Raw genomic sequence first — 19,275 nt, forward strand, 5'->3', positions numbered from 1 at the left:
GCCGTCTCGCCCACGACCCCGTCTTGTACGTTCTATGCATGGCCCCACGGCAGGAAGTCTCCGCCTGGCGCCCCCGTGTCCCGGGTGTCGTCGAGGTCTTCCACGCCCACTTCACCGCGTACGCGTACCCGATGCACGTGCACGACGCCTGGACGCTGCTCATCGTGGACGACGGCGCCGTACGGTACGACCTCGACCGGCACGAGCACGGCACCCCGCACGGCACGGTGACCCTGCTGCCGCCGCACGTGCCGCACAACGGCTCCCCCGTCGGCCCGCGCGGCTTCCGCAAGCGGGTGCTGTACCTGGACGCGAGCGTGCTCGACGAGGAGCTGATCGGGGCCGCCGTGGACGGGCCCGACCTGCGGGATCCGGTGCTGCGGCAGCGGGTGGGGCAGTTGCACTCCGCCCTCGCCCGGCCCGGCGACGAACTGGAGGCGGACAGCCGGCTGACCCTGATCGGGGAGCGGCTGCGCGACCACCTGGGGCGCACGGCACGCTCCCCGCGCCCCGCCTCCGACCCCGTCCTCGCGCGCCGGCTGCGGGAACTCCTCGACGCGTACGTCGTACAGGGCATCGGACTGGAGGAGGCGGCGCGGGTCGTCCAGGCCCATCCCGCGCACCTGGTGCGGGCTTTCAGCGCGGCGTACGGCATCGCGCCGCACCAGTACCTGACCGCCCGGCGGATCGACCGGGCCCGCCGGCTGCTGCTCGACGGGCGGCCGGCGGGCGAGGTCGCGGTGGCGGCCGGCTTCTACGACCAGGCCCATCTCACCCGGCACTTCCGCAGGCTGGTGGGGGTGACCCCCGGTCGCTACCTGACGTCCAGCGCCGACTGCCGTCGGCGGAAGCGGTGACCGCGGTCCTCAGGTTGCCCGCGGAGTCGGCCTTCACGATCTCGACCGTGGAGCAGGTGCCGCTGCCGGCCTTGCGGAACTGGAGCTTGGCCGAGTCGTGGCGTCGTTGTCGGAGTCAGGCTGACAGCGGCTCGGACCAGGTCAGTCGGCGGACCGTCGGGTCAGGTGGGCGAAGGCGTCCAGGTTGTGGGTGGGTTCGCCGCGGGAGATCCGCCAGGCGTACTCCCGGCGGATCGCGGAGGCGAAGCCGAGTTCCAGCAGGGTGTTGAAGGCGCCGTCGGCCGCCTCCAGGACCTGGCCGAAGAGGCGGTCGGTCTCCTCGGCGGTGACGGCGGCGAGCGGGAGGCGGGCGGTGACGTAGATGTCGCCGAGCCGGTCGACGGCGTAACTCACGCCGTACAGCTTGAGGTTGCGCTCCAGGAGCCAGCGGTGGACGCCGGACTCGTTCTCGTCGGGGTGACGGATGACGAACGCGTTCAGCGACAGCGAGTGGCGGCCGATGATCAGGGAGACCGTCGTCTTCAGCTTGCGGGTGCCGGGGAGCTGCACGACGTAGGTGCCGGACTCGGGGCTCTCCCACTCCAGCTCCGCGTCCTTCAGGAAACCCTCGACGACCAGCGCGGCCGTCTTCTCCGTGTCACCCATGCTGGGAGCGTACGCGACGGCGGTGGGCCTGGACCGCGGCCGTGTACACGTCGGCGGTGGCGGCGGCCGCGGTGTCCCAGCCGAAGGACTGGGCGTGCCGGGCGGCGGCCGCGCCCATCCGGGCCGGGAGTTCGGGGCCGTCGGCGAAACGCTCCAGCACGCGCGCGTACGCCGCCGGATCGTGGCCCTGGACCAGATAGCCGGTCTCGCCGTCCCGTACGGCGACCGGGAGGCCACCCACGGAGGCCGCGAGGACCGGCGTGCCGGCCGCCTGCGCCTCTATGGCGACCAGGCCGAAGGACTCGCTGTAGGAGGGGACGACCAGGACGGACGCGGCGCGGAACCAGTCCGCGAGCTGGTCCTGTCCGACCGGCGGGCGGAACCGTACGACGTCCGCGATGCCGAGCCGCGCGGCCAGCTTCTGCAGCCCCTCCGGTTTGGCGAGGCCGCTGCCGCTGGGGCCGCCGACGACCGGTACGACGATCCGCGACCGCAAATCGGGACGCTGTTCCAGCAGCTCCGCGACCGAGCGGAGCAGCACGTCCGGAGCCTTCAGGGGCTGGATACGGCCCGCGAAGAGGGGGACGAGGGCGTCCTGCGGGAGGTCGAGGCGGGCGCGGGCGGCGGCGCGGCCGTCGGCCGGGGAGAAACGCTCGAGGTTGACGCCGGGGTGGACGACGGCGACCTTGCCGGGGTCGGCGCTGTAGTGCCGTACGAGTTCGTCGGCCTCCTCCGCCGTGTTGGCGATGAGGCGGTCGGCGGCCTCGACGATCTGGGTCTCGCCGATGACGCGGGCGGCGGGTTCGGGCGTGTCGCCGTCGGCCAGGTTGGCGTTCTTGACCTTGGCCATGGTGTGCATGGCGTGCACCAGGGGGGCGCCCCAGCGCTGGGCGGCGAGCCAGCCGACATGGCCGGAGAGCCAGTAGTGCGAGTGGACGAGGTCGTAGTAGCCGGGGCGGTGGCCGGCCCAGGCCTGCATCACACCGTGTGTGAAGGCGCACAGCTGGGCGGGGAGGTCCTCCTTGGCGAGGCCCTCGTAGGGGCCCGCGTCGACGTGCCGGACCAGGACGCCGGGCGCCATCTGGACGGTCGGCGGGAGGGCGGCCGTGGTGGCGCGCGTGAAGATCTCGACCTCGATGTTGATCGCGGCGAGGCGCTGCGCGAGTTCCACGATGTAGACGTTCATGCCGCCGGCGTCGCCGGTGCCGGGCTGGTGGAGCGGTGAGGTGTGCACGGACAGCATCGCTACTCGGCGGGGGCGGCGGTGGAGCCTGAGCCGCGACGGGGCCGCCGTAGAGCGACGCCCGAGCCTGCTGACGTACTGGCTCACGTGGCGTTCCTCCTTGCTGCGGGCATGCCGGACGGAGGGGGTGGGGCTCCCTCCACTGGGCGGCAACGCCGGAGGAAGCGGTTCCCATTCCGGGCGGGTCATGGCGGAAGGGATTTTTGCCTGAGCGTTACCGGGGGTCGCTCAACCGTTCGAGAGGGGGTGCGTCCGCTGCGGCCGCGCCCGAGCACCGCCTACCCTCGTCACCATGGCCTCCCGCGCGACCCTCCCCCACCCTCGGCTTCGCTCGAGCGGGGGGACCCCCATCGTGGGCACCGTCACGCGCGGGACCACCAACCCCAACCGGCTGCGCCGCATGGACCGCTGGATCGCCGCGACGCACGGCGCCGAGCTGCGCCGCGCCGGCGACCCGGTGGCGGTCGACCTCGGGTACGGCGCCGCGCCCTGGACCGCCGTCGAGCTGCTGGCCCGGCTGCGGACCGTCGCGCCACGCGCGCGTGTCGTGGGCGTCGAGATCGAACCGGCCCGGGTCGCCGCCGCCAGGCCGTACGAGCGCGAGGGGCTGTTCTTCCGGCACGGCGGCTTCGAGATCCCGGTGCCGCAGCGGCCGTCCCTCGTCCGCGCGGCGAACGTGCTGCGGCAGTACGACGAGAGCCAGGTCGGCGAGGTCTGGGAGCGGCTGTGCGCGCGGCTCGCGCCGGCGACCGGCGGGTCGCGGGGCGGGCTGCTCGTCGAGGGGACGTGCGACGAGATCGGGCGGCGGCACGTGTGGGTCGCGCTCGGGCCCGAGGGGCCGCGCACGGTCACCTTCGCGACCCGGCTGGGCTCCCTGGACCGGCCGTCGGACCTCGCGGAACGGCTGCCGAAGGCGCTGATCCACCGCAATGTCCCGGGCGAGCCGGTGCACGCCTTCCTGCGCGACTTCGACCGCGCCTGGGCGGCCGCCGCGCCCTACGCCGCGTACGGCGCCCGCCAGCGCTGGATCCGGACGGTACGGGACCTGACGGCGGACTGGCCGGTCACGGACGGGCCCGCGCGCTGGCGCCAGGGGGAAGTGACGGTGCGGTGGGGGGCGTTGGCGCCTCGGGGTTGACCGAACATTCCCTGCGGCCGAGGTTCCCTCCGGCCGAGGTTCCTTCGAAGGCCGTTGCTCCGGCCGTGGTTCCTCCGACCGAGGTTGCTCCGGCCGAGGTTGCTCCGGAGGCCGTTGCTTCGGCCGCCGTTGCTCCGACCGAGGCTCCTCCGGCCGCCGCTGCTCCGGCCGTTCATCCTTCCGTGGTCCCCAGGAACGATCCCGGCGAGTCGTTCGTCACATTGGCGGGGCGATCATCATACGGAGAGGGTACGCGGGGGAAGAGTGGCCGTGTCGGGCTTCGACCTCTGTCGTTTTCGGCCGTGACATGGCACGATCCCCCGGGCACCGTAAGTTACTGACGGGAAATCAGTTGGGGGATTGGGTATGCGACGTGGCAAGCGCAGCCTGTACGCGGTGGCGGTGGCCGTCGTCTGCGCGGTGACCGTGCTGGGGGCACCCGGCATGGCGTTCGCGAGCCCGAGCCCGAGTCCCTCACCGGCGCCGACCACCAGCCCGGACCTCACGCCCGCGCCGAGCACGGACCTCGAGGCCGTACGCGAGAAGCTCGACGCGCTTTACCACGACGCGGCCGTCGCCACCGACGCCTACAACGCGGCGGAGGAGGCGGCGAAGGAGCAGTCCGCGGAGATCGTCGAGCTGGCCAAGAAGATCGTCAAGGGCCAGGAGAAGCTGGACGAGTTGAAGGACCGCGCAGGCGCCGCGGCCCGCTCCCAGTACCGCACCGGCGGCCTGCCCGACGAGGCCCAGCTGATGCTGAGCGACGACCCGAGCGACTTCCTCGACGGCGCCGGCCGGGTGATCCAGGGCCAGCGCGCCACGAAGGGCCTGCTCGGTGAACTGACCCGGACCCAGGAGGACTTGGAGCAGTACTCGCAGGACGCCTCGGCGCAGTGGGAGAAGCTGGAGGCCAACCGCAAGGCCAAGGCGACGGCCCAGAAGCGGATCGAGAAGCAGATCACGGCGGCCGAGAAGCTCGAGTCCCAGCTGGAGAAGGAGGAGAAGAAGCGCCTCGCCGAACTCCAGGAGCAGGCCGCCCAGAAGGCCCAGACCGCCTGGCTGGACACCGGCATACTCGACGAGATCGACGGCAAGGCCTCCGCGCAGGGCAAGAAGGCCATCAAGTACGCCACCGCTCAGATCGGCAAGCCGTACGAGTGGGGCGCCGAGGGTCCGGACACCTACGACTGCTCCGGGCTGACCTCCGAGGCGTGGAGGAGCGCCGGCACGACCGTTCCGCGCACCTCGCAGGAGCAGTGGAAGCAGCTTCAGCGCGTCCCCATCAAGGACATGCGCCCCGGCGACCTGATCATCTACTTCGACGACGCGAGCCATGTCGCGCTGTACGTGGGCGACGGCGCGATCGTCCACGCCCCGCGCCCGGGCCGCACGATCACGCTGGCGGGGGCGGGCACGATGCCGATCCTCGGCGTGGTCCGGCCGGACGCGTAGGGCAAATCAGCCAAAAGGGGTGAACTCACGTGGCCGGGCCGCCGGAAGGCCGGGCGCGTGACCCCCGCCACGTGACCCACGGCACGCCGGGCGAGGCATCAAACCCCGTACGGACGTGACGTTCGTCATCCCGCACCCCGGCCCATCCTGCCCAACTGCGGTAGGGAAAGCGGCATATGACAGTGGCCAGAGATCAAGCCGGGTGTCGCACACCATTCCGCTGCGGCGCCTTCTGCCGCTATGGTCCCCGTCGGTGGGTCGAGGTCCCTCGCCCCGCCCATGCCCTCGGGGGGAGGGAAGGAACCCAAGACGATGCCCGTACCCGTACCGCGGCAGAGAGCGATCCCGGCCGTGGAGAGTGGTCAGGCGCCGGCCGCGCCCACAGTCGGCGGCCCCTCCAAGGCAGAAGCCCCGCTCCGCCGGGAAGCCACCCACAAGGAAGAAGCCGTTCACAACGACGCGACGGCCGGAACCAGCACCGCCGCAATCAGCACTGCCGCAGCCGGCACCGCGCAGGCCACGGCGGCGCACACCCCTGCGCACACCACCACGCACTCCACCGCGCTCACCCTGCTCCTGATCGAGGACGACCCCGCGGCCGCGCCGATCGTCCCCGACCTGCTGGACGCGGACGGCAAGCCGATGCGCGTCCGCACCGCCCGCAACCTCACCGAGGCCGGGCGGCTGCTCACCGACGACGTGCACTGCATCCTGCTCGACCTGGCGCTGCCCGCACCCGGCCGCGCGTCCGGCGACGACGAACTCGCCGTACTCCGACACGTCCTGGAGCTGGCGCCCCGGCACGCCGTGCTCGCGCTCACCGGGTCCGGCGACGCCGAGCGGGGCGCCGAGGCGGTGCGCGTGGGCGCCCAGGACTACCTCTTCCGGGACGAGCTGGACGGCCGGCTGCTGAGCCGCGCGATCCGCTACGCCGTTGAGAGGAAACGTTCCGACACGGCCGAGCGGCGGCTCGCCGAGGGCCGGCTGCGGGCGCAGGAGAACGCCCGCCTGGAGCGCGGGCTGCTGCCCACGCCCCTGCTGGAGGGCTCCCCGCTGCGTTTCGCCGCCCGCTACCGCCCCGGCCGCTCGCGCGCGCTGCTCGGCGGTGACTTCTACGACACGGTCCGCACGCCCGACGGCACGGTCCACGCGATGATCGGCGACGTCTGCGGCCACGGCCCGGACGAGGCCGCGCTCGGCGTGGAGCTGCGCATCGCCTGGCGGGCGCTGACCCTGGCGGGGCTGTGCGGTGACGAGCTGCTCGGCACGCTCCAGCAGGTGCTGGAGCACGAGCGGGACGACGACGAGATCTTCGCGACGCTGTGCACGGTCGACATCGCGCCGGACGGCCGCCGCGCGGGCCTGTGCCTGGCCGGCCACCCGGCACCGCTGATCGCCCGCCCGGACCGGCCGGCACGGCTGCTGCCGTACGACAACAACGGACCGGCGCTCGGTCTGCTGCCGGGGGCCCGCTGGCCGCGGATGCAGGTGGAGCTGGGTGCGCAGTGGAGCCTGATGCTCTACACCGACGGGCTCATCGAGGGGCGGATCGGTGCGGGCCGGGAGCGGCTGGGCCAGGACGGGATGGTGGCGATGATCCGCCGGCAGCTCGCCGAGGGGCTGAGCGGGGAGCAGCTGCTGCGGGCCGCGGTGAACGAGGTGCGGGAGCTGAACGGCGGGGAGCTGACGGACGACGTGGCCGTGGTTCTGCTGGACCGGGTGGCGTAGGGCCGCGTAAGCCGCGTGAGGCCGCGTAGATCTGCGTAAGGCCGCGGCCGTAGTGCCGCGGGGGACGCAGGGGTCACCGCCCTGACCGTCACCGCTCCGAGCGCCGCCGCCCTGACCGTCACCGCCCTGAGTGCGGGGCGGGTCCTACCGTCCGCCGTTGTACGGGCCGTACGGGCCGTCGCTGCTGGAGCCGCCTCGGCGGCCCCGGCCGCCGCCCGGGAGGGAGCGCAGGGCGGGGCGGACGTCGACCATGTAGACGATCGTCGCGACCAGGCCGATGATCGGCAGGAACGAGAAGATGTTGAAGATCAGGTTCACCACGAAGGCGAGCCCGAGGACGATCAGCCAGAAGGGCTTGGTCTGCTTGTCGGCCGCCCGGTAGCCGTCCTCCCGGCGCAGCGCGGCGTCGACCAGCGCGAAGCCGCTGAACACGATCAGGGCCAAGCTCAGCAGAGTCAGGAAACTGTCGAACCCCTGCATCAGCACTACGTCCACCACCCGAGTCGGCACGACCTGGCTCGTTCTTACGCGGTCACCGTACCCGCAACCGCGCTCTTCCTACCCGTACAACGGGCCGGGCACCCAATGAGTGCCCGGCCCGTGACCGTATGTTCCCGTCCGCCGCGTCCCTGTCGGCCGTCGGTCTCACTTGGCCGGCGGCGTCGTCTTCTTGGCGGTGGTGGCGGTGGTGGTGGCCTTGCGGGCGGCCGGAGCCTTCTTGACGGCCGTCTTCTTCGCGGACGCCGGGGCGGGCTCGGCCTTGGCCCCGGCGGGCTGCGCGGCCGCCGGCTCGTCCTTGGCCTCGGTGGACTCGGCGGGCTCGGCATTCGGCTCGACCGCGACGGCGATCTCCTCGATGCCCTCGGCGGCCTCGCCGCGCCAGGTCTTCACGGCCTGCTCGCCGTGCTCGGCGACCTTCTCGTAGGTCTCACGGGCCTTGACGGCGTACTCGGCGGCGACGCCGACACCGCGCAGCGCGATGTCCTGGGCGGACTCGCCGAGCTTCTTCAGGTCGGCGTCGAGGGTGGTGCCGAGCTTCTTGATGTCGCCGTCGAGGGCGGCGATGAAGTCGTTGACCTTGGCCTGGAGGGTCTCCTGCGCCTCCTTGGCCTTGGCGCCGGCCTCCTTGGCACGGGCGGCGGCCTTCTCCTGGACGGCCTTGGGGTCGGTGTTGCGGACGGCGTCGATCCGGGCCGGGGCCTCGGTGCGCAGCTGCTCGACCAGGCCCGGCACCTTCTTCGCCTGCTGGAGGGCCAGGTCGGCGGTACCGGCGGCGAAGTAGAGCGGGGTCGGGTCGCTGAAGGTCTTGCGCAGGTCGTCGGTGATGGCCATGGTGAAGGTCCTCCCGGATGCGCGATCGGATGCGCGCTGGTCGTGTACGTCTTCGTTCATGTCGCGTACGTCGTGTTCGGCTGAGGGTCGTACAGGTCCGCGGCGGGACGGCCGGTCCCCTGGTCCGGTCAACTGGCCGTCTGCTGCGGATCGGCGTGGCCGCCCTTGCCCGGGATGTCCGCCCCTTCGTCGTCCGCGTGGCTCTCCTGCGCGGTCTCGAATCCGTTCTCCTTGCGGAAGGACTCGTAGATCTGCAGGAGCGCCTGCTTCTGCGCCTCGGTCAGGGTGGGATCGGCGAGGATGACCGCGCGGGTCTCGACCTCGTCCCGGTCCCGCTCCGCGTCGAGGATTCCGGCCCGCACGTACAGCGTCTCGGCGGAGATGCGCAGGGCCTTGGCGACCTGCTGGAGCACCTCCGCGCTCGGCTTGCGCAGCCCGCGCTCGATCTGGCTCAGGTACGGATTGGACACCCCGGCGGCATCCGCGAGCTGCCGGAGCGAGAGTTTGGCGTTGCGCCGCTGCTCGCGCAGGTAGTCACCGAGATTGCCGACGTTGAGCGATGCCATGCCTCCACCCTGCACCACCCTTGCTAACAATTGCAAGCACCTGCTTGCAAAAGTGTGTCGCGCCACTCCGCCCTCCGGGTGAGCCTTCGGCACTCAGACGCACCGGTCGCCCTGATATCCGCGCCGCAGAGGGGACCGAGGCCAGGCCAACCCCGGCACAGGCGCCCACCGGCCGCGGTGCGACCGGTGCGGCGACGGACCGTACGGCGACTGCCAGGCCGGCCGCTCTGTCCGACCCGAGCCGCCCCGGTCGCGGCGCCGTACGACCGGGTCCTGGAGCGGTTCGCCTGTCAGGCCGGCGTCGTTGGCGCGCAGCGGGTTCAGGAGCTCGGGTCGTACGGAACGCACGTTGCACCGGTGGCAACGGCGGAGAACCATCGGCAGGCAGGGCAGGCAGGTGGGCGCGACCACCCAGTTCTTGGACACAGAAATACACCGGTTCCAGTGAGAAGACCGCAGCGAAAAAGAGCGCGGCGCACAGGTGCGACGCGCGACGGATCAGCGCTCGGGGGGTCTCACTTGGTGTACACGGCACGTCCTTGGCAGGCGACTGCGGGCGGGAGAACGGTAACGGCGCACGAGGGTGCGGTTCCACGGATTTTCGGGCGGGTGGCGCTACCTCATGACCCCGAACACCCACCTTTTTGTGCGTACTTGGCAGCGGGCCGCGCCCCGGGGAGGGTGGTCGTAAGTGATCAGGGGGTGGTCATGCGGTCCAGGCGGCGGTGACCCCAGTCGGAGAGGGGGGACAGGGCCTCGGCCAGTTCGAGGCCGAACGAGGTCAGGGAGTAGACGGTCTTCGGCGGGAGCACGTCGTGGACCTCGCGGTGCACCAGGCCGTCCTCCTCCATCTCGCGCAGCGCCTGGGTCAGCACCTTCTCACTGAGTCCCGGCAGCCGGCGGCGCAGTTCGGCGGGCCGGTGCGGGCCGGACTCCAGCAGCCACAACAGGCTGGTCTTCCATTTGCCGTCGATCACGGCGATCGCGGCGGTCACTCCGCAGACGTTCGGATCCTTGGCTCGCTGCCTGGTCACTCGTACCCCTTTTGTCAGCAATTCATCTTCATCCTAAGGGAGTTGAGTCATGTCAGTCATGCCCTCATCGAATGACGGTTCCGTCGCCGTGTCCTCCGCCGCCGACGCCACCGCCGCCGTCGCCGCCACCGTCACCGTCCTCGGGCTCGGGCCCATGGGGCGGGCCCTCACGGGGGCGTTCCTGGACGCCGGTGTGCGGACCACCGTCTGGAACCGGACCCCGGGCCGGGAGAGCGACCTGGCCGGGCGGGGCGCCGTGGTGGCGGGTACGGCGAGGGACGCCGTCGGGGCGAGCGGGCTGGTCGTGGTGTGCGTGCGGGACTACGACGCCGCCGACGCGGTCCTCCGGGAGGAGCCGGTGGCCGGCGCGCTGAAGGGCCGTACCGTCGTGAACCTCTCCGCCGACACCCCGGCCCGTGCCCGGGACACCGCCGACTGGGCGGAGCGGCACGGGATCCGGTACCTGGACGGCGCGATCATGACCCCGACGACCACCATCGGGACCCCCGACGGGGTGTTCCTCTACAGCGGCCCCGAGGAGCTGTACCGCGAGCACCGGCACGTGCTGGACGCACTGGGCGGCACCCACACGCACCTCGGCGAGGACACCGGCCGGGCCGCGGCCTACGACATCGCCCTGCTGGACGTCTTCTGGACGGCGATGGCCGGTTTCGCGCACGCCGTCGCCGTCGCCCGTGCGGAGGGCATCAGCGCAGGTGAACTGGCCCCCTTCGCCCAGGGCATCGGGGCGATCCTGCCGCCCCTGTTCGAGGAGTTCGCCGGGGACGTCGACAGCGGCTCCTTCTCCGGCGAACTCAACCCGATCACCTCCGCCGTGTCCTCCCTGACCCACATCGCCCACACCGCCGAGGCGCACGGCATCGACGCGACCGTGATGCGCGCCATCGAGGGCCAGGCCCGCCGGGTCGTCGCCGCCGGCCACGGCTCGGACGGATTCATGCGTGTCAGCGAACTCCTGGCCCGCGGTGCCGGCTGATCCACTCCCGCACCACCCCGAGGTCCGCGTCCGTGAGCCCGAGCCGGTGGTCCACCCGGTGGAGCAGCGCGGGCCCGGGGTGGTGGGCCGCCACCCAGGCGCGATCGGCACCGGTGACCTCGTCGTCGAGCCAGACGAACGGCCGCCCCGCGGCCCGCTCGACCAGCGGCCGCGTCTTCCAGTGCAGGCCAGAGGCATCGGGGAGGTCCGGGCCGTCCTCCTCCGGCCACTCCGCCACCGGCAGCGGGGGCAGGCCGAGCCAGGGGGACAGCAGGTCGTTCGCGTCGTCCAGCCAGGTGGTGGCCCACACCAGCTCGCAGCCCAGGGCGCGCAGCCGGGGCCCGAGCGCGGGGTCGAGACGGGGCAGCAGGGGGTGCGACGACGTTCCGTACACCGGGTGGGGGTCCGTGCCCCCGAACGGGATCAGAGTCCCGTCGACATCGAGGAAGAGCAGCATCGCCATCGCCGTACAGGATCCCCCCGGAGGGGAGGAGTGTCGACCGGGAGATCCGCCGAGCCCCGCGGATGCCGCTTGACCTCAAGCGAGCTTGAGGTCGAAGACTGCAGGGGCACGCATCCGGAACAGGGCAGCGCGATGGGGGTATGTCATGCGAGCGGCACAGGTGAAGGCGTTCGGCGGACCGGAGGTCCTGGCCACGGTGGAGCTGGCGGACCCGGTCCCGGGTCCGGGCGAAATCCTGATCGAGGTCGCCCACGCCGACACGATCTTCGTGGAGACACAGGTCCGCGCCGGCCTGTTCCGCTCCTACTTCCCCGTCGTACCGCCGTACGTCCCCGGCGGCGGCGTCTCCGGCACGGTCGCCGCGGTCGGGGCGGGCGTGGACGCCGGCTGGGTGGGGCGCCGGGTGGTCTCCGCGGTCGACGGCAGCTACGCCGAGTACGCGACGGCGCCGGTGACCGCCCCGGTCCCGGTCCCCGACGGGCTGGACCTGCGGACCGCGGCGGCCCTGGTCCACGACGGCGTGACGGCGACCGGCCTCCTCGAACGCGTCGCCGTCTCCCCCGGCGACCGCGTCCTGGTCCTGGGCGCTTCGGGCGGCATGGGCACGCTGCTCCTCCAGCTGGCCCGCGCCCGGGGAGCGACGGTGGTCGCGGCGGCCCGGGGAGCGCGGAAGCTGGACCTGGTGGCGGAGCTCGGCGCCCACGCGACGGTGGACGTGTCCGCGCCCGACTGGGTGGAACGGGCCCGCGAGGTGCTGGGCGGCGGCGCGGAGGTGGTCCTCGACGGGGTCGGCGGTGAACTCGGCGCCGCCGCCCTCCCGTTGACGGTCGACCTCGGCCGCTTCTCCGCCCATGGCGCCCCCTCGGGCACCTTCGCGCCCCTCGACGCCGAGGAGGTCGAACGCCGTGGCATCACCGTCCTCGGTATCGCCGACGTCCAGTTCGCCCCCGATGACCTGCGCCGGCTGACGGCGCACGCCCTGTCCGAGGCCGCGGCGGGCCGGCTGCGGCCGGTGGTCGGGGCGGTGTTCCCCCTGACGGAGGCGCGGGCGGCGCACGACGCGGTGGAGGGGCGGGGGGTGGTGGGGAAGGTGGTGCTGGACGTGTGAGGCCCCACGCGGCTGTGGGACGGGCGCGGCCTCGGGCGGCCCTCAGGCGAGCGCCCGGGCCAGATACGGGTTCGCCGTCGCCGGCATCGGCAGGCCCAGGGAAGCCGTGGCCGCGGACAGGGTGTCGGCGTAGGAATCCACGGCCCGGCGGACGTTGGGCACGTCGAGGCTGGCCCGGGTCACCAGGCGGTCGAGGTCGATGTAGGCGGAGCGGACGATCTCGATGCGCCGGTAGGCGCCCCAGTCCTGCTGCCAGCCCTCGGTGTACTCGGCCGACAGCTGCCGCTCCCACCGCCGGACCATGCGCTCCTTGATCTCCGGCCGGGTCGGGGTGAGGTGCACGTGCCGGACCAGGTCGTACAGGGGGTCGCCGACGAGGGCCATCTCCCAGTCGATGATGGTGACCCCCAGGCGGTCGTCACGGCACACCAGGTTCCAGGGGTTGAGGTCGCCGTGCAGCAGGGCGGGCGCCCGTCGACCGACCCGGTGCCCGGAAAGGAGTTGCCGCAGTCGATCGCGGTCCGGCAGCCCGAGCGACCGAGCCATCCGCAGCGACTCCTTCGGCAGGTCCCCCACCAGGTGGACGAGCTGCTCCGTCAGCCACTCGTAGAACCGGCCCGCACCGGCGGCCGGATCGATCCCCCCGTAGTCGACGGCCGTCAGGGCGCACAGCTGGTCGACCAGCCCGTCCGCCTCGTGCGGGCGCAGGCCGTTGACCGGGTGGCGGGGCGGCTGGCCGCCCCGCGGACCGACGTAGAGGTGGACGGCGAACTGGTCCTTCGTGTAACTCCTGCCCAGCGCGAAGAACTGCGGCGCCGCCACCTGTACCCCGGAGTCGTGGATGGCGCGGAGCACGGCGTGCTCGCTGAGATAACTGGGCTCGCGCCGGGAGACGTTCGGCAGTTTGCGCCGTACGACCACGGGGCTGGCGAAGCCCGGCACCCGAACCACCGTGTTGAGGTGCGCGGTCCCCTTGAACACCTGGTCGGCTCTGGCGGCCCCCTCGGCCAGCAGGGCGTCACGGACGGACGCGGCCGGGAAATCCGGATGCTCAGCGACGCGCGGATCGGGCTGCCAGTCGAGGACCTGGACCAACCACTCGGCACCCTTCACCTCACCTCGCGAGGCCAGCCACCGGATGAGTACCCCTTCGATCTCGCCGGCCGTCGGCACGTTCCGCAGCCGCAGCGGTTCCGCCGCCGCGGTCAGCGCCCGGTGCACCTGCGCGGTCGCCTCGTCCAGGTTCTTCAGGGTGAACGACCCGTTCAGCAGCTGCGCCGCCCGCATGACATCCGGGTACACGGACTGCGCCCGCTCGAAGTCGAGGTAGTGCCGCAGGTCCTTGCCCAGGCCGTTGACCGCCGCGGGACGGACCCGCAGCATGGCCTCCGCCCACGCGTCGATCACCTCGTCCCACTGGTGCGCGGGGTACCGCATCCGCACCAGGTGGGTCGCGAGGTCGTGCAGGGGATCCCCGTAGCTCGCCAGCTCCCAGTCGACGCAGATCAGCGGCGGTTCACCGGTGTACGACACGATCACGTTGTCCCGGTGCAGGTCGGCGTGGAGCAGGCTGTACGGCCGCCGCGCCATGGCGGGAATCCGGTCGGCGAACTCGAGGAGGGCTCGGTCGGAAATGCCGAGCGCTGTGAACAGCCCACCAAAAGCAGGCCAGTTGGGTACGCGGATCTGCTCGTCCGCACACCGGGCAAGGGTCTTCAGAAAGCTCTGGCTGTCCGTGTGGTTGGTGGGCCACCCGGCCGGCAGGGGCGGCAGCACCGCCAGGCGTACCGCGGTCATCCGGGCCAGCAGCTCGGCCAGCGCCTTCATGACCAGGGTGTCGACAGGCTTACCGTTTCCGCAGATGGTGGAGAGCGGAACGCCCGGCACATAGCTGTGGATCGCGAAGTTCGACCGCTTGACCAGGCACTCGGGCGCATGCGGCAGAACACTGCGGACGGCGTCGAGGATCGCGGCCTCGTCGCGCCAGGTCCTGATCACCACCGGCAGGGCGTCGTCGTGCGGTACGCGCACCATGACCTCGGCGCCCGCGGCACGGCCGACCAGCCTCGCGACGTCCTCGGTCAGGGGGACGACATGGTTCCGGTTGTGATGGCCGCTGGAGGCCGCCGTGGACTCGGCGAGCCTGAGGAACATCCCGTACGTGACGTCGGACGGATCACCGACGGCTGGGCCCCCGAGAAGGCGCTGGTAGACAAGGGGCTCGACCACGGGCCGCTCCGGATACTCACGCTCGATCTGATGGGTACGGCAATCGTCGAATGCCGCGTGCTACGCCGCACGACCAGAGTTAGCTGTGGAGCAAGCACAAAGGGGTGGTTTGACGCTCATCCACTGAGGGCGTTCAAAACTGGCGTGTTCGCCGTTTCATACGTACGGACGAGAGCGATTGCTCGCGCGATGCGGGGCATGCTAGCGCACGCTCGTGTCAGCGGTTATGCGGCGATGCGCAACCAGACCGAGTCGAACCACCTCTGCCAACTGTCGACGAAGAGTGTTCCCGATGAGTCCGGGTGCGCGTCCTTCACCTGGTAGGTGAAGGGCGCCCCGAAACCCAGGACATCCAGCGAGGGGATCGACTCTCCGGAGTCGATCGTGATCGTTCGTTCGATCACCTCGTACGGCCCCAGCAGCGCCTGCGTCCCGTTGAGCAGGTAGAGCTTGAAGGTCGGGGTGAGCGGAGCCCTGCGGACCTCGAAGTCGACGGACGGCACGAACGCCGCCAGGTCCGTGAACAACCTGCTCACCGATTCCGTCGACCGCTCGGTGATCAGGCGCAGGCGATCCCTCGGACGCGGGTCGTCCGGGTCGTCCGTCGCCCTCGGATAGGGCACGGGCAGGTCCTCCGAGGGCAGTATCAGGCGCAGGGCGATGCTCTGGGGAGTGATGAATCCGCCGACGATCCGCTCCGCCTGCACCGTGAGGTGGGCGGCCAGGGACTCGGACGTCAACGAGAAGACGTCCACGGTGACCTCGGGCTGTTCGAAGGCCTCGCCCAGCAGCGGACCGAGCGTGCGCCCGCCGCGCAGCCGACCCTCCATGCCTGCCGACGGCTGGACCCGCGGCACACTGGTCACCCGCGACCCGCTCCCCTGCCGGGACTCGATCAGCCCCTCCTCGGACAGCTCCCGCAGGACCCGCTGCACCGTGTCACGGGAGACGTCGAACTCCGCGGCCAGATCGCGCTGGGACGGCAGGAAGGTGCGCAGCGGATACATCCCGTCGGCTATCCGGGCCCGCAGTTCCTCGGAGACCCGCTGGAACTCCCTGCCGCCGCCGTCGCCGCTCCGCTGTGCGTCCACAAGGCGACCGTACCGCTCCCGGTCCAATGACAAACCACTTTCAGTCAGGCTGAGTTGCCGACCGCCCTGCCGCTTAAGGATCTGTCCGGCCGGGGAAATCCACTTCACGACAACCAGTCCAATTGGACCGAGAGTTGCACGCTTCACTGAGAGTGGCCGGAAGGTGGAGGGGAATGCTTCTGTTATCGGCACTACAGGGACTGCTCGAGATCGCCGTGGGAATGCACGCCCAGGCGAAGCTCGGCACGGTGGGTCTGATCCTGCTGTTCGCCGTCGGGGTGGGCATCCGGGCACGGCACAACGGCCTGGCCGTCGGGGCCGCCGTCGTGCTGATGCTCCTGATGACTCAGGCCTGACGCCCGACCACGTTCAGCACGACGTCCAGCGAACCGACCACGGTCGTGGCACCCACGCCCCGCAGCAGCTTCTCCTTGCGCTCGTTACGCGCGTAGCCGAGGAACGGAACACCGGCCGCCTGGGCGGCCAGGAAGTCGGTGGGGGCGTCGCCGATCATCAGCGCGGTCCCGGGCGCGGACCCCATCGCGTTCAGGGCCCGCCTCAGGCAGTGCGGGTCGGGCTTGAGGAGGTGGAGGTCCTGGGTGCGGCCGTAGACGTGAGGGGCGAAGCACTCCGTCAGCCCGCGGCCCTCCAGGTACTTGCTCACGACCCGCGGGGAGTTGTTCGTGGTGACGGCCAGCCGCGCGCCCACGGCGGTCCAGGTACGGATCAGGGGATCGGCGTAGGCCGTGGGCCGCGCCGACTCCGCGGCCCGCAGTTCCTCCTTCGTGAGACGTTCCTCCAGCTCCGCCACGAGATCGCTGCCCGGGTGCCTGCGGTCCACGGCGCGCAGGACGACGTGCGGGTCGAGCGACTCCCGTTCCGAGTCCGTCAGCAGGCCGTGCAGGCCCCGCCCCTCGAGCCACTCGACCAGGCCCTCGGCCACCCCCTCCGCCGAGTGGCCGGCGAAGAGCCGGCAGATCGGCCCGTCGAAGTCCCAGAGGACGACCCGCGCGCGCGTGATCGCTTCCCGCAGGTCCGCCGCCTCGGTCCGGGTGTCGGGGATCGCCTTTTGAGTCTGCTGCGTATCAGAGGTCACTAGGAGAGTGTCAGGTCCGTCGTGATGGTTTCCCAGAGGGCGTCGAACCACTTCTGGGATTCCTCCACGAACGCCGCGTCGCGCTGACCGGCGGCCTTCTCGAAGGAGAAGAGGAGCGACTCGGTGCCCAGGACGTCGTACATGTCGAGCGTTCCGGTGTCGGTGGACTCCTCGCGGCGCGTGACCATGTAGTACGCCATCAGGGCCTCGGTCCCGTTGAGGAGGTACAGCTTCACGGGCGGGGTGAACGGCAGCGCGCGGAAGGTGATGTCGACGTCGATGCCGTGCGAGCGCAGCGTCTGGAGGTTGTGACGCAGAACATGTCCCTGGGCGTTCCGCATCGCCAGCCAGCGCTCGTGCACCGGGTCGTCGACGCCCCTGCCGTCGACCGGGACCGGGAAGGCGAGGTTGATGTCCCGGGACGGCAGCAGGATGCGGACGTCGATCTTCTCGGGGCGCAGGGTGCCCCCGTGGATCAGTCGGAGCGGTTCGCCGAGTGCCGGGATGAGGCTCTCGGCGGTGAGGCAGGCGGCGTCGATACGGACGTGCGGGGCGGAGAAGGCCGCGGTGAGGCGGGGCGAGAGGCCGACCATGGTGGGCTGGGGCTCGTCGTTGCCCGGGGCGGGCGGCTCGGCGATCCTCGGCGGGCTGCCCTTGCTGACGTTGGTGAGCAGTCCGTCGTCCTGGAGTGCCCGCAGGGCCTGGCGTACGGCGCCGCGCTCCACGCCGAACTCGTCGGCCAGCTCGGCCTGGGTGGGCAGGCGGTCGCCCGCCCTGAGTTCGCCGGCGCGGATGCGTTCCCGCAGGACGTCGGCGATCTCCTGGGGCGAGAGCCTTCTGCTGCCGTTCACTGCCACGTTCTCCTGGGTCACGACCAAACGCTACAACTTCCACCCATCTATGGGCAGTTGTTTGAAAGTTGTTTAGTGGTTGTCGCCAAGTGGGGACAACATAGTCATAGTTGGTTGCCAACTTGAGTGAGTTGGCGGAAGGTTTGCCTCCCACTCCGACCTCCGAAGGGGGGAACCACCATGCCCGTCCTCGCCCTCCTCTGCGCCGCCTTCGTCTTCGGCGTCGAGCGAACCATCGAATGGAAGTACGGCACCGCCGGCGCCATCGGCCTGCTTCTGCTCAGTGTCGGCATCAAGGCGAAGAGCCCCGCCATCAGCTCCGTCGGCGCCGTGCTCCTCGCCCTCCTGGCCTCCGGACCCGCCCTCAGCTCGTGAGTTGAAGATCCGAACTGATCGTCTCCCACAGTGCGTCGAACCACAGACGCGACTGTGCCACGAACGTCGTGTCCCGCGACCCGGCGCCCTGTTCGAAGGCGAACAGCACCGACCGCGAGCCCTCGGCGTCGTACATCTCCAGGTGTTCCTGACCGATCGTCCGCTCATGGCGCTGGACCGTGTAGTACGCGAACAGCGCCTCCGTTCCGTTGAGGAGGTACAGCTTCACCGGCGGGGTGAACGGCAGCGCGCGGAAGGTGACGTGGACCTCGATGCCGTGCGTGGAGCGCAGGGTCAGCAGATTGTGCCGCAGCACCTGGCCCTGGGCATTGCGGTGGGCCAGCCAGTGCGGCTGGAGGCGCTCGGTGGCGGAGGAGTCCACCGGGGCCGGGAAGGCCAGGTCGATGTTCCGGGAGGGCAGCAGGACCCGGACGTCGATCTTGGCCGGTTTCAGCCGTCCCGCGTGGATCTGGCGCAGTGGTTCGCCGATCGCCGCCGTCAGCGAGACCGCGGTCAGACACAGGGCGTCCACCTCGACATGGTCGGCGGCGAAGGCCTCGGTCATGCGCAGCGGCAGGCCCGCCATCGCGGGCTGCGGCTCCGCCTCGGCCCCGACGGGCGGACCGGCCGGCCCGGGCCGCGCGGCGACCGTCGCCGGGCTGCCCTTGGAGACGTTCGTGAGCAGGTGCTCCGACTGCAGGATGCGCAGCGCCTGGCGTACGGCGCCGCGCTCGACGCCGAACTCGTCCGCGAGCTTGGCCTGCGTGGGCATGCGCTGGCCCGGCCGCAGCACTCCGGTCCTGATCCGGGTGCGCAGCTCGTCGGCCACCTCTCGGTGTGACCGCTCGGCCCTCCTCCGCCCATTGACGGAGGCATGTTCCGGCTCCACGTCCGCACAGTACAACTTCCCGCCATCTTTGGGCAGTTCAAAGAGAGATGGTTATAGGACGCTTCCAAGCGGACATAAGTACAGTGAAGTTGGCAGCCAACTTCAACAACATGGTCAAGCTTTCAGACGGTTGGCCGTTCGGACTCCCTTCCGGAGGGGAGCCGGGAGCCCGAGCAGGCGC

General features: G+C 71.3%; 20 protein-coding genes. 8 read left to right on the forward strand and 12 right to left on the reverse strand.

What is annotated here, in order from left to right; genetic code table 11:
- Window positions 1-38 precede the first annotated feature (38 nt).
- Window positions 39-857 (forward strand): AraC family transcriptional regulator, encoded by an 819-nt coding sequence (locus tag ACZ6D7_RS35850; RefSeq protein ID WP_469500157.1) that lies wholly within the window; start codon window positions 39-41, stop codon window positions 855-857.
- A 141-nt stretch (window positions 858-998) separates the two neighbouring features.
- Here ACZ6D7_RS35850 and ACZ6D7_RS35855 read toward each other — a convergent pair whose 3' ends face one another.
- On the reverse strand, window positions 999-1,502 hold the full coding sequence (locus ACZ6D7_RS35855; protein ID WP_469500160.1) for a type III secretion system chaperone family protein: 504 nt from the start codon (window positions 1,500-1,502) through the stop codon (window positions 999-1,001).
- On the reverse strand, window positions 1,495-2,832 hold the full coding sequence (gene mshA, locus ACZ6D7_RS35860) for a D-inositol-3-phosphate glycosyltransferase (RefSeq protein WP_469500162.1): 1,338 nt from the start codon (window positions 2,830-2,832) through the stop codon (window positions 1,495-1,497). Before mshA ends, ACZ6D7_RS35855 begins: the two co-directional genes overlap by 8 nt.
- 205 nt (window positions 2,833-3,037) lie before the next feature.
- Here mshA and ACZ6D7_RS35865 point away from each other — a divergent pair, with 205 nt between their 5' ends.
- From ACZ6D7_RS35865 to ACZ6D7_RS35875, 3 genes are all read left to right on the forward strand, one after another.
- A complete protein-coding gene (locus tag ACZ6D7_RS35865; RefSeq protein ID WP_469500165.1) occupies window positions 3,038-3,883 on the forward strand; it encodes a class I SAM-dependent methyltransferase in 846 nt (281 codons plus the stop codon).
- 366 nt (window positions 3,884-4,249) lie between these two features.
- Window positions 4,250-5,335: a C40 family peptidase gene (locus ACZ6D7_RS35870; RefSeq protein WP_469500167.1), complete on the forward strand. Its 1,086-nt coding sequence runs from the start codon at window positions 4,250-4,252 to the stop codon at window positions 5,333-5,335.
- 312 nt (window positions 5,336-5,647) lie between these two features.
- Window positions 5,648-7,063: a PP2C family protein-serine/threonine phosphatase gene (locus tag ACZ6D7_RS35875; RefSeq protein WP_469500169.1), complete on the forward strand. Its 1,416-nt coding sequence runs from the start codon at window positions 5,648-5,650 to the stop codon at window positions 7,061-7,063.
- Window positions 7,064-7,207: 144 nt separating this feature from the next.
- On the opposite strand, the gene ACZ6D7_RS35880 is transcribed toward ACZ6D7_RS35875, so the two are convergent.
- The 4 genes from ACZ6D7_RS35880 to ACZ6D7_RS35895 all read right to left on the reverse strand — a co-directional run bounded on the left by ACZ6D7_RS35880 (window position 7,208) and on the right by ACZ6D7_RS35895 (window position 9,995).
- The gene (locus tag ACZ6D7_RS35880; protein WP_469500330.1) at window positions 7,208-7,543 is read right to left on the reverse strand and encodes a DUF2516 family protein; all 336 of its coding nucleotides are present in this window, start codon (window positions 7,541-7,543) and stop codon (window positions 7,208-7,210) included.
- A 165-nt stretch (window positions 7,544-7,708) separates the two neighbouring features.
- A complete protein-coding gene (locus ACZ6D7_RS35885; protein ID WP_469500171.1) occupies window positions 7,709-8,395 on the reverse strand; it encodes a hypothetical protein in 687 nt (228 codons plus the stop codon).
- A 128-nt stretch (window positions 8,396-8,523) separates the two neighbouring features.
- Entirely contained in the window at window positions 8,524-8,961 is a 438-nt protein-coding gene (locus tag ACZ6D7_RS35890; protein WP_469500173.1) for a helix-turn-helix domain-containing protein, read from the reverse strand.
- Between the two features lie 695 nt (window positions 8,962-9,656).
- Window positions 9,657-9,995 (reverse strand): winged helix-turn-helix transcriptional regulator, encoded by a 339-nt coding sequence (locus tag ACZ6D7_RS35895; RefSeq protein ID WP_469500175.1) that lies wholly within the window; start codon window positions 9,993-9,995, stop codon window positions 9,657-9,659.
- 58 nt (window positions 9,996-10,053) lie between these two features.
- Between ACZ6D7_RS35895 and ACZ6D7_RS35900 the strand changes: the two genes are divergently transcribed.
- Window positions 10,054-10,992: an NAD(P)-dependent oxidoreductase gene (locus ACZ6D7_RS35900; RefSeq protein WP_469500177.1), complete on the forward strand. Its 939-nt coding sequence runs from the start codon at window positions 10,054-10,056 to the stop codon at window positions 10,990-10,992.
- On the opposite strand, the gene ACZ6D7_RS35905 is transcribed toward ACZ6D7_RS35900, so the two are convergent.
- Window positions 10,961-11,449, reverse strand: a complete 489-nt coding sequence (locus ACZ6D7_RS35905; RefSeq protein WP_469500332.1) for an HAD domain-containing protein — start codon at window positions 11,447-11,449, stop codon at window positions 10,961-10,963. The genes ACZ6D7_RS35900 and ACZ6D7_RS35905 overlap by 32 nt on opposite strands.
- A 151-nt stretch (window positions 11,450-11,600) precedes the next feature.
- On the opposite strand from ACZ6D7_RS35905, the gene ACZ6D7_RS35910 reads away from it, so the two are divergent.
- A complete protein-coding gene (locus tag ACZ6D7_RS35910) occupies window positions 11,601-12,563 on the forward strand; it encodes a zinc-binding dehydrogenase (protein WP_469500178.1) in 963 nt (320 codons plus the stop codon).
- A gap of 42 nt (window positions 12,564-12,605) precedes the next feature.
- Here ACZ6D7_RS35910 and ACZ6D7_RS35915 read toward each other — a convergent pair whose 3' ends face one another.
- On the reverse strand, window positions 12,606-14,717 hold the full coding sequence (locus ACZ6D7_RS35915) for a phosphotransferase (protein WP_469500334.1): 2,112 nt from the start codon (window positions 14,715-14,717) through the stop codon (window positions 12,606-12,608).
- Between the two features lie 299 nt (window positions 14,718-15,016).
- Entirely contained in the window at window positions 15,017-15,883 is an 867-nt protein-coding gene (locus tag ACZ6D7_RS35920; protein ID WP_469500181.1) for a winged helix-turn-helix domain-containing protein, read from the reverse strand.
- 173 nt (window positions 15,884-16,056) lie between these two features.
- Between ACZ6D7_RS35920 and ACZ6D7_RS35925 the strand changes: the two genes are divergently transcribed.
- Complete coding sequence (locus ACZ6D7_RS35925; protein ID WP_469500183.1) at window positions 16,057-16,239, forward strand: hypothetical protein; 183 nt, start codon at window positions 16,057-16,059, stop codon at window positions 16,237-16,239.
- Here ACZ6D7_RS35925 and ACZ6D7_RS35930 read toward each other — a convergent pair.
- Window positions 16,230-16,979, reverse strand: coding sequence for an HAD family hydrolase (locus ACZ6D7_RS35930; RefSeq protein ID WP_469500184.1), 750 nt, complete (start codon window positions 16,977-16,979; stop codon window positions 16,230-16,232). The genes ACZ6D7_RS35925 and ACZ6D7_RS35930 overlap by 10 nt on opposite strands.
- The gene (locus ACZ6D7_RS35935; protein ID WP_469500186.1) at window positions 16,979-17,857 is read right to left on the reverse strand and encodes a FadR/GntR family transcriptional regulator; all 879 of its coding nucleotides are present in this window, start codon (window positions 17,855-17,857) and stop codon (window positions 16,979-16,981) included. The genes ACZ6D7_RS35930 and ACZ6D7_RS35935 overlap by 1 nt, the downstream gene beginning before the upstream one ends.
- Before the next feature lie 153 nt (window positions 17,858-18,010).
- On the opposite strand from ACZ6D7_RS35935, the gene ACZ6D7_RS35940 reads away from it, so the two are divergent.
- Window positions 18,011-18,205, forward strand: a complete 195-nt coding sequence (locus ACZ6D7_RS35940) for a hypothetical protein (RefSeq protein ID WP_469500188.1) — start codon at window positions 18,011-18,013, stop codon at window positions 18,203-18,205.
- On the opposite strand, the gene ACZ6D7_RS35945 is transcribed toward ACZ6D7_RS35940, so the two are convergent.
- Entirely contained in the window at window positions 18,195-19,094 is a 900-nt protein-coding gene (locus ACZ6D7_RS35945; RefSeq protein ID WP_469500189.1) for a winged helix-turn-helix domain-containing protein, read from the reverse strand. The genes ACZ6D7_RS35940 and ACZ6D7_RS35945 overlap by 11 nt on opposite strands.
- Window positions 19,095-19,275: the final 181 nt, after the last annotated feature.

The sequence above is a fragment of the Streptomyces sp. NPDC041784 genome (assembly GCF_055591025.1).